The organism is Flavobacterium sp. FlaQc-49, from assembly GCF_044005985.1.
GTDB lineage: Bacteria > Bacteroidota > Bacteroidia > Flavobacteriales > Flavobacteriaceae > Flavobacterium > Flavobacterium cupriresistens.
The window spans coordinates 62711-75622 of the sequence record NZ_JBIPCS010000001.1; the positions used below are offsets into that span (position 1 = coordinate 62711).

At 33.8% G+C, this 12912-nt stretch carries 12 protein-coding genes; 5 read left to right on the forward strand and 7 right to left on the reverse strand.

The annotated features are described in order from the left end of the window. Positions 1–243: 243 nt before the first annotated feature. Positions 244–1104, forward strand: a complete 861-nt coding sequence (locus ACHRV3_RS00260; RefSeq protein WP_395434085.1) for a helix-turn-helix transcriptional regulator — start codon at positions 244–246, stop codon at positions 1102–1104. A gap of 117 nt (positions 1105–1221) precedes the next feature. Next, a complete protein-coding gene (locus ACHRV3_RS00265; protein ID WP_395434086.1) occupies positions 1222–2514 on the forward strand; it encodes a hypothetical protein in 1293 nt (430 codons plus the stop codon). Positions 2515–2594: 80 nt separating this feature from the next. Here the strand turns inward: ACHRV3_RS00265 and ACHRV3_RS00270 are convergent, their stop codons facing one another. The 4 genes from ACHRV3_RS00270 to ACHRV3_RS00285 form a co-directional block, all read right to left on the reverse strand. Then, positions 2595–3323, reverse strand: a complete 729-nt coding sequence (locus tag ACHRV3_RS00270) for a DUF3667 domain-containing protein (RefSeq protein WP_395434087.1) — start codon at positions 3321–3323, stop codon at positions 2595–2597. 48 nt (positions 3324–3371) lie between these two features. Then, a complete protein-coding gene (locus ACHRV3_RS00275) occupies positions 3372–3755 on the reverse strand; it encodes a DoxX family protein (RefSeq protein ID WP_395434088.1) in 384 nt (127 codons plus the stop codon). A gap of 93 nt (positions 3756–3848) precedes the next feature. After that, positions 3849–4637, reverse strand: a complete 789-nt coding sequence (locus tag ACHRV3_RS00280; RefSeq protein ID WP_395434090.1) for an anti-sigma factor domain-containing protein — start codon at positions 4635–4637, stop codon at positions 3849–3851. Beyond that, complete coding sequence (locus tag ACHRV3_RS00285) at positions 4637–5167, reverse strand: RNA polymerase sigma factor (RefSeq protein WP_047775000.1); 531 nt, start codon at positions 5165–5167, stop codon at positions 4637–4639. Before ACHRV3_RS00285 ends, ACHRV3_RS00280 begins: the two co-directional genes overlap by 1 nt. A 994-nt stretch (positions 5168–6161) precedes the next feature. Here ACHRV3_RS00285 and ACHRV3_RS00290 point away from each other — a divergent pair. Then, on the forward strand, positions 6162–6749 hold the full coding sequence (locus ACHRV3_RS00290) for a glutathione peroxidase (RefSeq protein ID WP_047775003.1): 588 nt from the start codon (positions 6162–6164) through the stop codon (positions 6747–6749). Between the two features lie 522 nt (positions 6750–7271). Here the strand turns inward: ACHRV3_RS00290 and ACHRV3_RS00295 are convergent. Both ACHRV3_RS00295 and ACHRV3_RS00300 read right to left on the reverse strand, forming a co-directional pair. Then, positions 7272–7769: a GNAT family N-acetyltransferase gene (locus ACHRV3_RS00295; protein ID WP_395434091.1), complete on the reverse strand. Its 498-nt coding sequence runs from the start codon at positions 7767–7769 to the stop codon at positions 7272–7274. Positions 7770–7791: 22 nt separating this feature from the next. Beyond that, the gene (locus ACHRV3_RS00300; RefSeq protein ID WP_395434092.1) at positions 7792–8967 is read right to left on the reverse strand and encodes a thioredoxin family protein; all 1176 of its coding nucleotides are present in this window, start codon (positions 8965–8967) and stop codon (positions 7792–7794) included. 164 nt (positions 8968–9131) lie between these two features. On the opposite strand from ACHRV3_RS00300, the gene menD reads away from it, so the two are divergent. Continuing rightward, positions 9132–10793: a 2-succinyl-5-enolpyruvyl-6-hydroxy-3-cyclohexene-1-carboxylic-acid synthase gene (gene menD / locus ACHRV3_RS00305; protein ID WP_395434093.1), complete on the forward strand. Its 1662-nt coding sequence runs from the start codon at positions 9132–9134 to the stop codon at positions 10791–10793. 109 nt (positions 10794–10902) lie between these two features. After that, complete coding sequence (locus tag ACHRV3_RS00310; protein WP_395434094.1) at positions 10903–11244, forward strand: DUF2853 family protein; 342 nt, start codon at positions 10903–10905, stop codon at positions 11242–11244. 306 nt (positions 11245–11550) lie between these two features. Here the strand turns inward: ACHRV3_RS00310 and ACHRV3_RS00315 are convergent, their stop codons facing one another. Further along, positions 11551–12780, reverse strand: coding sequence for a multidrug effflux MFS transporter (locus ACHRV3_RS00315; protein ID WP_395434095.1), 1230 nt, complete (start codon positions 12778–12780; stop codon positions 11551–11553). Positions 12781–12912: the final 132 nt, after the last annotated feature.

The following is a 12912-nucleotide window of genomic DNA, read 5'->3' on the forward strand; positions in this document are numbered from 1 at the left end:
GTAATATAAGTTTAGTGATTTGAAGAAGTTTCTTAAATCTCTTTTAGTGACGCAGATTTAGTAGATTTTTTTTGATTCATTGGAAAAAAAACTGCGTAAATAAATCTGCAAAAACTGTTGAATCTGCGTGAAAACTTTCAAATCAAAAAAATACAAACCTTTCTATTTCAATTTTTTAAACAAGTACTCCGTTTGATTATTATTTGTAGTTTTGAAGAGTAACACAAATCATTCCCTCAAATTATGGTTATTTTAGAAATTATTCTGTTTATTGTTGCTTATACGGCCTTGATTGTTTCTTTGGCGTTTGGCATCGTGTGTTATAAGCGAAATATAGAACCCAAAGAAACCATTGCACTAACTATTTCTTTATTGTTACTCATTGTTTCGATATCAATTTCTCCACTGCTAAAAAGCTTGAAATACGATGATTTATCAAATATTCTGATAGTATCAAATATGACTATCGTGGGATGTACTACTTTCTTGAACACCTTAAAAGAACGCAAGCATAAACTTAAAAAAATATATAAAAAGATCCATGCCGGAATAGGTTTGCTTATTTTTAGCGCTGTTATTATAAGTCCTCTTTTGAATATAAGTCCAATTGCAGAACGCTTCGCAATTGGGTATTTACTGTTTTCTATTACAGTATCAATGGTTATGATTAGAGTTACTAAACCTCAAATTAAGATGGTTCAAAAAATAAATCCAGATCGATTATTTGCAATTGCGTTTCTTATAATTGTTCCTTTATACTTAATCCTACAATTTGGTTTTAGCAATTATCACATAAATTTTCCGATAGGATTTTTGCTTCCTGTTATTTTTACTTTATTAGCAATTAATAAAATCATAGAAGATATAAATCGTCTCCATATTTTAAAGAACAAAGTACAAAATCTGCAAAATGATCTTTTCAAGTACGGATTTACCGATCGCGAAGTGGAAGTAGCGCGATTATTAGTCAAAGGATGTAGTTATCAATCTATTTCAGAACAGTTGTTTATTTCAGTTCCAACTGTAAAAACACATACCGGAAATGTTTACAGAAAATGTAATGTAAAAAGCAAATACGAATTAATGGTATTGATAACTGCTTAGTAATCAGATCTCATACTTTTGTATGAAATTAGGAATGCATTATATTTCATACCAATTGCCGATATTTTGCGTGCTTTCAGCTACCTACTTTTGTCTCAAACAATTAAAGACAGAAGTATGTTTAAAAAAATTGCATTTAGTTTATTTATATCTTGTACAGCACACTTATATGCACAAGATTCGATTTCCAGAAATACCAATAGACAACGGTTAGATTTTGCAAAGATGTATTTTGAATTTGGAGGAACTTATGTGAGTTCTTTTAAAGGAAAGCAAATTCAGGATAATACAATTACGACGTTTAATCACCCCGCCACAGTAAACCAATACCTTACATGGGGAGGATTTCATTTTTGGGGACATGCCGAATTTTTTGTTGTTGTTCCGTTGGGACAATTAAATCTGAAAAAAAATACGGTAGAAACGTACGAATTAGATCAATCAGTCGTTACGGGCTTAAGGATATATCCTTGGGCAATGCAAGATAAAAAGGCAAGACCTTTTGTTGGTGTCAACTGGGGCGCGGTGGACTTTAAACAAATCATCAACTCCGATGAAAATAGTACGGTATTAACGAAAGATTTTTTATTGAATTTTGAAGCCGGACTACTTTATAACTACAAAAGTTTTGGGCTTCGTTTGGGAGTAAATTACAATGCTGACAATAAATGGGATTATCCTTTAGACAAAGAGAAAAAAGCAGAAATTAAAACGCCCGAAATCACTGCGTCCCTAGGTTTACTTTATGCTTTTGACTCCACAAAAGACACTAATAAGGAAAACATAGACAGGTGGAACAGCTATCCTGAGTTTAGCAAATTATCGTATAAGGCCAGAAGAAAAGGAGCTTTTTTTATCGGGGTTGGGCCTTCATTCTCTTTCTCTCTGAGTAAATCGGATTACAATCAGATGAAACTTCCTTATTTAAATGATAAAATAGCTTCCAAAAACTATTTTGATATGGCCTTAGGCTATCATTTTACTAAAGCAAATCTATTTACCGCATTGTCTTTCAGAAATCCAAAGTTTGAAACGGAAGGGTATGGGAGCTCGCAGACGATAAAAAAGACAGCTTTAGCATTGGAGGTCAACAAGTTTTTAATGGATTATTCCGGTTTTGCACCCTTTGTAGGCCTAAATATTTCTTACGACAAACTGCGTTACGAACAAGAAATTGAGGGCGTAAAGAGCGCTATTAAATTTAAAGGAAAATTTGAGCCCGGTCTCACATTTGGTTGGGATATTGTCCCGGGAAAAACGGATGAAGTTTTAGTTTTAAGAACAAATCTAAGATGGTATCCATTATCAGAGTTTGATGTCAATGGTCAAAAGTTTAGTTTCAGACAATTGGAGTACAATCTGATACAACTCGTTTTTTATCCCGAAAGAATGAAAAAAAGTAAGATGTGAAACACGAAACGTCAAACATGAAACGTGAAACATGAAACGTGAAACATGAAAAGCAGCATATAAAAATGATTACTTCTCACCTATAAATTTCCCGTCATCCACAGAACAAGAGCTGCAATCAGAAAGAATAGAAATAGAAAAATGAGATGACTTAGAAGTGACAAAAAGAAGACTTTTGTTTTGGATATTTTATTGAAGAATTGCATGTTGGTCCATAGAATCAAAACGAGATCAATAGCATACAAAACAACTGTGACGGTTTTAATTTGTGGAGTTTCACTAAAAAAATAGGCTAATGGAAATAATAGAATTCCAATAACTAATTTTTGAGACGCTTTGAAAGTATTCAATACAAAATACTCCACAAAATTGCGACCTTGATTTCTAAAACAGATGTAAGTTCCGATCGTAAAAAGCGGAATGGAGGCAATGGTAACCCAGGAGAAATGAGTAGAAACCCATTCATTAAACTTAACTAAATTTAAGGGATTATCGGAATCAGTTTGAACTAAGTCAACGTGGAAGAAATGGTACAAAACCCCATATAACGTTGCCAAAACAGCGACTAACGAAAGGGGTTTAAAATGTCTTACACGTTTACCTTCAATAAATTCACGGATACTATGTCCCGGTCTTGTAAATAATTGTTTGACCGTGTAAAGAATACCTTTATCAAAATGAAGTAATCCATGCTGAATGTCATGCCATAAAAAATGCCAATTTATTAAATGAGTTTCAGCAGATTGGCCACAATTATTACAATAGTGGCCAGTATAAATTTGATGACAGTTTTTGCAGGTAATCTCCATTATTTTAATAGTTATAATGAAAGTGTAAGGAATGGACTAATTTTATTTCTAAACATTATTCTTTTTAAAACCATTCGGATACATAATAGCAACAAGTACTACGATGAGTAAAAAATTATATTCCATACCGTTTCTGCCTCCTCCAACAACAAACCAGCCTTCCTGGAAGTGTACTAAAATTATCCCCATAATAAGGACCAGTATGGTTACAAAGCTGGCTAATTTTATATATTTATTTAATAACAGCAGCACCGCTGCAACTACATGCGATAGTTTTATGGACCAGGCTAATGCTACACCAAAAGGGGCAAAGCCAATTTGGTTCAGATACAAATTGCCAAAATCATTAATACCGTTGTTAAACATTCCAAATACGGAATGCGTTAGAAGGATAATCGCAACCGAAATTCTTAAGAGTAAAGTTCCATTCATTGTTTGGTGGTTATAGTTAATTTTCAATCTAAAATAATAAAAAAACGCATATTAAATTGATTAATATGCGTTTAGTATGTAATAAATTAGTTTTTAAACTTTTCCTAAAGTATACAACTGTTCCATTGTCGGAGTTAAACTTCCTCCCGCAGGCTCAAGTGTAATTCCAAAAGCTTCCGCTGAAACGGTTTGGTCTACAGCAAATATTTTTTGATTGTTGCCTTCAAAATCACTTAACAAACCAATGCTGGTAGGAGTTAATACAGGACTCAATTTTAGCGCCCATACCTGATACACCATTCCTTTTGGAGGTTTTGGCAAACCAGCAGCATCAATGTACGTCGTTTTAGTATCCTTATTCCAGTATACTTTTGCAAATGACGTTGGCGAAACAGCCTGACCACCAAGTGTAACTCCGGTATTCTTGATGTCTCTTACAATAGTCAAACTCTTTTCTGTTTCTTTGTTTTGCTGATCTAAATAAGCAAACTCTCTTTCGATTTTAGTTTTCTCATTACCAACAGTCGAAATAGCCTCTTTTGTTTGAGTCAATTGTAACGTTTGGTACCCAAGACCTAAAAGAAGTAAGACCGCAGCAGCCCAGCCCACATATTGAGACCAGTTTGAAGTCGGTTTCATCTCGACTACTTTGCCATGTTTAAGCTCTAGGCGCGCTTTGATTTTCTCAAAATTAGACACCGAATGGAAAGGAGAAAAACTGGACGACAAAGCAACAATCGCTTTCTCGATCGATAGGATTTCCTGATCTACTTCGGGGTTATTTTTAGCCAGTTCTGCTATTTCCAGATTTTCCTTTTCGGTTAATAAACCGTAAACGTATAATTCCAGAATTCCTGATTCAATATACTCTTGTGCTTCCATTATATTTTTAAATAATTACGTAAATCGTTAATACAGTTTCTGTTGTTCGTTTTGATAGTCCCCAATGGCATTGCCAATTCTTCTGAAGCTTCTTGTTGGGTGTATCCTTTGAAAAATAATAAATCGATGATCTCAATACATTTCGGCTTTAATTTTTTTACAAATTCCTGAATACCAATTGTATCAATTTTGTTGACTAACTTATTACTGTCATCTAACAGATTTACGAAATTATCGGAGGAAAGGTTTTTTTGACTGTTATTAAAATTTTTGGATCGCAGCTTGTCGATAGAAGTATTCCTAGCAATATTAAGGATCCACGTGTAAAAACGACCTTTACTTTCATTATACGAATCAATGTTTTTCCAGATTTTGACAAAAACTTCCTGCAAAACATCTTCAGCTTCTTCACGATTTTTTATTAGCACGTTTATGACCGAAAATAAACTTTTCGAATACATATCGTACAAATGGGTAAAAGCTCTTTCGTCTTTCTTGTAAATTAAAACTAATAATTCTTCTTGACTCATAGGTTGGATTTTTAAGCTTAAACAAAATTTTAAAAACGTTTTTTTATTACCTGAGATAAAGGTAATTTATTTTTTTCTGTAAACGGTAATTATTTTAACAGGCTTATCCTTAGTAAAATAAGGGGTTTATAAAAAAAATCATTTTTTTTTACTTTTTTTAAAACCAAAAGCAAACCAATTACGTAAATGCTATTATGACATGTGAAAAAGATCATATCATATAGCAAACTGGTCAAGATTTCTTATAAAATGAATGGACTGACAGTGGTTTTGTTTTAAACAGATAATTATAGTTTACATTTTTTAATAAATAAATAGTAAAGTAAATCTCATTAAAAACGGAGTTATGCAAAAATCGAAAAATCTAATAATATTGATTGTAGGATTAACAAGTGTTTTAGCACTTGCCAATTTTAATAAGAGTCATTTTAGGCAAGAGAGGGTAGAGGAGCATAAACCGAATTTAAATTTTTCAGTTGTCTTGTAAAAGCAAAGCAGATAAGAAATAAAAGAGAATACTTTGAATTAGTAAACAAAGAGTATTTGGGGCGGAAGTTAAACTGGTCAACATTTATGAAGGGTTGTATTTTTTTAACTTCTGAAAAATTAGGCGCCGATTATAAGCCATTAAAAGTGAAGATGTTTCCGAAGGAGAAAAGTACACTACGATGGCGCCTGATTTTATTTAAAAAGAGAATCGGAATTTTAGTAGAGGACTTATTTAGCTGCTATTTGAAAGAAGATCGAATAATATAAAACGAGTTCGGAAGTGTTGAAGAAATTCAGTAAAACACCCGGAACTCCCTGAAAATCTAAAGCAGAGATGCTTAAAAGATTCAAATTTCATGGTTTGATTTGTTTGTATGGGGAGAAGCCTAACGTCTGATTAACGTTAGGCTTCGTTTTTTTATTTAACTTATGTTTAATACAGAATATAGAGAGCAAAAAGTACCAACAAAACTGTTTTTGATTAATTTTATAAAAAATTAGAACAATGAAAAAAGTATTATTTATGGTTTATGGCGCACTATTTCTATTTAGTTGCCAAAATCAAGCACAAACAAATAAAACAAAAACTCCTAAAACGGATAACGTCATGGCAAAAGAAACTATTTACCAATTTAAAGTGGAAGATTTATCAGGAAACCCTTTTGATTTTGCCTCTTTAAAAGGAAAAAAAGTAATGATCGTAAATACCGCTTCAAAATGCGGATTAACGCCTCAGTACAAAGATCTGGAAGCAATTTACAAAGAGTATAAAGATAAAGGCTTCGTGATTGTAGGTTTTCCGGCAAATAATTTTGCTTCACAAGAGCCTGGAACAAACGAAGAAATAGGTGCTTTTTGTCAGCAAAACTACGGAGTAACTTTCCCTATGATGGACAAAGTTTCTGTAAAAGGAGACGATATGTGTGAGGTTTATAAATTCTTAACGCAAAAAGCGAAAAATGGTGTAGAAGATTCAGAAGTAGAATGGAATTTTCAAAAATACCTGATCAATGAAAAAGGAGAATTGGTAAAAGTAATCAAGCCAAGAACTTTACCTACAGATCCCGAAATCATCAATTGGATAAAAAGCTAATAGTTGAAATTACCCAAAAAATAAAATCCACAAATTTGTTAATCAGATTTGTGGATTTTTTTATTAAAGTTTCCCTGTTTCAAAGAATAAGAAAAAGCACCCTGTTTAGAAAATACACACTTAATTTGTCATTTCGAATTTAGAGGCATTATGTTTAAAATATAGGAGATTTCGGGGATAATCCTTCGACTTCGCTCAGGGTGACATTTAGGGGAAGTTTGGAATTTGGAATTTTAGTATTAGAATTTCAGACCCTTTTTTTGTCATTTCGAGGCACGAGAAATCACACAAGGAATTCCGCGCAGAAATTGCCAGTCTTTGCCGATCTACTTGTGTGATTTCTCGTGCCTCGAAATGACAGAACTACAAGAAATAAGGCTTGACGGTTCGATACTATAACGATCTAAGTAAAGCCTCGTAAGTAGCTCCACAACCTTTGGACTTAATCCAAAACTTTGCGAACCTTGCGTATTCCCTTGTGTACTTTGCGGTTAAGCAGATATTCCCGAACGCAGTCCGCAACTAAACCAAAATCAACTGCATAAAAACAAGATCAAGCCAATGATCAAATTTATACCCAACTTCACGAATCGTTCCTGTTGCTACAAAACCAAATCGCTCATGAAAAGCAATACTTCCCGCATTATCAGCATCTATAGCGCCAATCATCACGTGATAGCCTTGTTCTTTGGCCAATCGAATGATTGCTGTTAGCAATTTAGAACCTATTCCTTTTCCAATCACAGTGTCAACAACGTAAACAGAATGTTCAACAGTATATTGGTATCCAATTTTCTCTCTAAAAGGGCCATAACTGCCAAAACCAACAACTTCGCCATCAAGATCAGCCACAACTATTGGTAGATTTTTAGCCTGTTTGTCCTCAAACCATTTGGTTTGCACCTCCAATGTTTGAATGTCATAACTATAATTAGCAGTGGTATGCAAAATCGAATGATTTACGATGTCAAGAATTTTCTTTAAATCGTTTGTTGTAGCAGGTCTAAGTACAATGTCCATATTTATTTTAAATTTTGTAGCACTATTTTGTGCCTAATTCAGCCAGTAAAGTATCCACATCTTTGGTGCTCCAGGTCATTTCAGTGCAGATTACCTTTGCTTTTTTTGCGTATTTCAAGGCTGTTTTTTTATCTTTTATTTTGTTGTAAAGTCGGGCCAGAAGTAAGTTTCCATCATAAGAATCAGTAAGTTCTAAGGAATGATTGACCCAAAAAATAGATTTTTTCAATGCATCAATATCCTCGATGTGTTTGAGATAGGTTTGCCCAATATCCTTCAGAAAAGAAGCATCATTCCAAACTAGCTTTTGAGTATCTTCTAAGGTCACTTTTTTATAGAACTTCCATTTTTCAGTGCGTTCAGCCAAAGTCAGATCAAATTTAAAAACCAAAGAATCAGTTTTTTGTAATCGGATAGATTTTGCAACTTCCCTTTGTTTGTAATAGTTTACCGTATCTAAATTATCTACGAGAGGACGCAATAATTCACTAACGATACTCACCACTTTACGATCAACACGGTTTTGCGAAGCCACAGTAGCAAATTCTTTTTGATGCTTTAAAACATATTGAAATTCTCTCGAGTTAATATCGGTAACCCCATTGGCAATCACACGCCAGTTGGTTTCACTAATCAGTTGTGCATCCGATTGGGTGTTAAGATAGGTATGAGTAGCCGGTGATAAATCGGTTCTGTCTTTGCCTTTTCTTAGAGTGTTCAAATAAGCAAAGAATTTTGTTGAATTGCTTGGGTCAGCTAAGAATTCTTTCTCTAAAAAAGGCAATTGCAGTTTTGGATTTAGAGCATTATTCGCCTCTGTCATAAATTCTGCTGTTTTCATTTCGCCTTTTAAAGTGTAAAGAAGCGTTTCATTGGCATCCAAAAACAAAAACGTAGGCAGTGATTTGGTATTGAACTTTTTCTGGATCGCTTTTCCTTCTTCTTTTTCAATATTCAACCAAACGCACACATAGTTCTTTTTTAAAAAATCCATCACGGTCGGATCACTAAAGACCTCTTTTTTCATCAGATTGCAATGCGGACACCAATCAGCATAAAGCATTACAAAAAGAGATTTGGTTTCTTTTTTAGCAGTCTCGAGACCAGTTTTGTAAGTGGTGTCATCGGGAATAAACTGATTCTGCGAATTTATAGTTTGTAGTGTAACGAAAAGTAAAAGCAAATAGAGATAGCGCATAAGTAGTTCTGTTTTATTCGAAAAATTAGCTTTTACAAATATATTCTCTTTTTCCAGAAATTGTCTTAATATCTCGCCATTTATAAGTTAAATGAACGTCGAAGTTTGTAACTTTGTGGTATAGAAAATTGATGATTTTCTTTCAAAAATAATACGTTATACGAATGATTTACCCCAAAATACCGCTTGCTCAAAGCATTATTGAGATTTGTTTGAAAAAAGGAATCACCAATATTATAATTTCTCCGGGATCCAGAAATGCTCCTTTAACAATTGGATTTGCTCAAAACCCTGATTTTACCTGTTACAGTATTGCAGATGAGCGATGTGCTGCTTTTTTTGCATTGGGAATTGCCCAGCAAACCAAACAGCCAACGGCAGTTGTTTGTACTTCAGGATCAGCATTATTAAATTATTATCCGGCTGTTGCCGAAGCTTTCTATAGTCAGATACCCTTAATTGTAATTTCGGCTGACCGTCCTCAGAGTAAAATTGATATCGGTGACGGGCAAACCATCAGGCAGCAAAATGTATATGAAAATCATTCCGTTTTTAATGCCAATTTAACAGAAGATGCTTCCGCTGAAAACGATTTAAAAATCAATACTGCAATTGACACTGCCATTTCTAAAAAAGGTCCTGTACACATTAATGCGCCTTTCGAAGAACCTTTATACGAAACAGTTGAAGCACTTTCTGTAAATTCAAAAATCACAAATTCAGAACCTTTAGCGGAAACTAAAAACATAGAAAACGGAGAAGAATTTGTCTCGATTTGGAATTCAGCCAAGCGAAAATTAATTATGGTTGGCGTAAATGAAGTCAACACGATTGCAGAGGAAGTAATTGAAAGTTTAGCCAAAGACCCTTCGGTTGTGGTACTGACAGAAACAACTTCAAATCTACATCATCCGAGTTTTATTAACAGCATTGATACTTTAATTACACCCTTTGATGATATTGAATTTAAGGACTTTCACCCCGATCTTTTAGTAACTTTTGGAGGAATGATTGTTTCAAAAAGAATCAAAGGATTCTTGAGGAAATACAAACCAAAACACCATTGGCATATTGATACGTTGCGCGCTTACGACACTTTTAATGCGCTAACAAAGCATTTTGTAATGCAACCAAATGCTTTTTTTAAAGACCTATTATCAAAAGCAGTAACTACAGAAAGTGATTATTTTGATACTATAAACAATAGCTACGCATTAAGAAAAATAAGAAAAAAGGAATATTTAAATAAGATTCCGTTTTCAGATTTTAAAGTTTTTGAGAAAGTAATAGCATCTTTGCCTAAAAACAGCCAGCTGCAGATTAGTAACAGTTCTGCCATTCGCTATGCACAATTGATAGATATTGATTCTTCGATAGAAGTTTTTTGCAATAGAGGCACAAGTGGAATTGACGGTAGTACTTCAACAGCGATTGGCGCTGCAGTAGGAAGCGGAAAACAAAACGTTTTTATAACGGGTGATATTAGCTTTTTATACGACAGTAACGCCTTGTGGAATGCTTATATTCCTAAAAACTTCAAAATTATTTTAATTAATAATGGAGGAGGAGGGATCTTCAGAATTTTACCCGGACATGAAGAAAAACCGGTTTTTAATACGTATTTCGAAACTTCACATCACTTAACGGCGGAGCATCTGGCCAAAATGTATCAGTTGCGTTATTATGCCGCTTCGGATTTGAATTCGTTGGAAAAAAGTATAGAATTGCTTTATGCCGAGAATGATGTTCCGGTGTTGCTGGAAATTTTCACGCCGACTTCTGAAAACGATATTATTTTAAAACAGTTTTTTAAAGAACTAATTTAATTTATTTGCAAGTAAATTAGTGTTAAAATTAATGTATTCTTTTGATTATAAGAGATAAAGCTATAAGTTTGATGTTATTAAATAGTACCAAATCTTTATAAATTTTATTATGAATACAAGAGAAGAATTAATCGCAAAGTATGCAGAAGATCTGAAAGAGAAATGTGGTATTGTTCCAAACATGGAACTATTGACAAAAGTAACAATAGGCTGTGGACCATCGATTTATAATGATGATTCCTCTACGGTTGCCGGAACACAGCGATCGGAACTGGAAACGGTACGAAATAATTTTTTAATCAAGAAGTTAGGACTGCCTGAAAATGCAGCTTTAGACGAAGACATTCAAGCCGTTCTGGAAAAGTACGGTAAGTCAAATACGAATAAGTACCGAGTTGTAGTTTATTATCTCTTGATCTTACACTTTAAAAAAGAAGATCTCTATAAATAAAAGAAGCTTTATTAGAAATCAAAAAAGTCGCTGCCCAACAAATTAAGGCAGCGACTTTTTTGTATTTAAAAGTTGGAATTTGGAATTTAAAATATTAGAATTTAAAACCCCCAGTTCTCAATCATAAGAGTATATTGATCAATAAGGCAGCAATATTTCTGTTTCAAAAGTTGGAATTTGGAATTTAAAATATTGGAATTTATAACCCCCAGTTCTCAATCATAAGAGTATATTGATCAATAAGGCAGCAATACTTCTGTTTCAAAAGTTGGAATTTGGAATTTAAAATATTGGAATTTAAACCCTCTAGTGCCCAATCACAAGGTCATCTTTGTCAGAAAGAGCTACTTTTTCTTTGATAAAACGTTTTCCGATATTTAGAACAATAAAAGCCGTAATCGTTGTTGTAGTCATAATGGCTACCATTGGAGTAATCGAATCTTTCACGAAAACTCCCACCGCAAATGAAGCCAATGCGCCTAAGCCAAGTTGAATAGCACCCATTAAGGCCGAAGCACTTCCGGCATTCTTTGCAAACGGAGCCATAGTAAGTCCCGCAGTATTTGGATTTGATATTCCCAGGCAAGCCAGGTATATAAAGAGCATTCCGATTGTTTCATACAACCCTAAAAGGTTCTTTAAAGACAAGATTAAGAATAGTATGCTTATGACTGATTGTGAAATTAAAGCCCCAAAAATCATTTGTTCGCTTGAGAATTTCTTTAGTAAAATCGAATTTAACTGGCTCGAACCAATAAAACTAAGCGACATAAATGCGAAAATCCATCCATAGGTCTTAGGATCAACATGATAAATGTCCATAAAAACGATAGGGGAGGCCGCTACGTATGAAAATAAGCCCGAAAATGCGATCGCACCCGTAAATGCATACGTGTAAAATTGAGGCTCTTTTAAGACCAACAAAAAGTTGGTGATTATAGGTTTTGGCTTTAATGAAATTGAAGTATCCGGTTTATACGAATTTGGTAAACCAACTTGGGAAGCAATTAAAATAAGAATTCCCATAAACATCAAAATAAGAAAGACCATATGCCAGCCATAATCTTCGGTAACGTAACCGCCGACTGTTGGTGCCAACATTGGCGAAAGACCAACAACAAGCATTAACATAGAAAAAACTTTGGGAATGTCTTTTACAGGAAATAAATCTCGTACCATCGCAACTGAAGCAACTGTCGCCGCACAGCTTCCGATAGCCTGAATGAATCTTAAAAAGATAAACGAGTCAATATCTGTTACATACACACAACCTAAAGAAGCTAAAATATAGACCATTAAACCAATAAATAGTGGTTTTTTTCGTCCAAAGCGATCTAATAATGGTCCATAAAGCAATTGTCCGGCAGAAATTCCGACAAAATAACTGGATAAACTCATTGCGACCTGAGCTACAGAAGTATGTAAATCTTTGGCTATTTCTGAGAATCCAGGCAAGTACATGTCTATTGAAAATGGACCAAGAGCTGTCAAAGAACCTAAAATCAGGATCAGTTTTATGTATTTTTTTGTTGTCATTATCTTAAAAAAAGGCTTTTAATTTTTTGCAAAGGTAAAGATTTCATATCTTTCTAAGTGATTAAAGTCTTTTTAATGGAAAGACTGAATTTTTAAACCTGGTTAAGTTGCTATGTGATTACTAATCTAAAA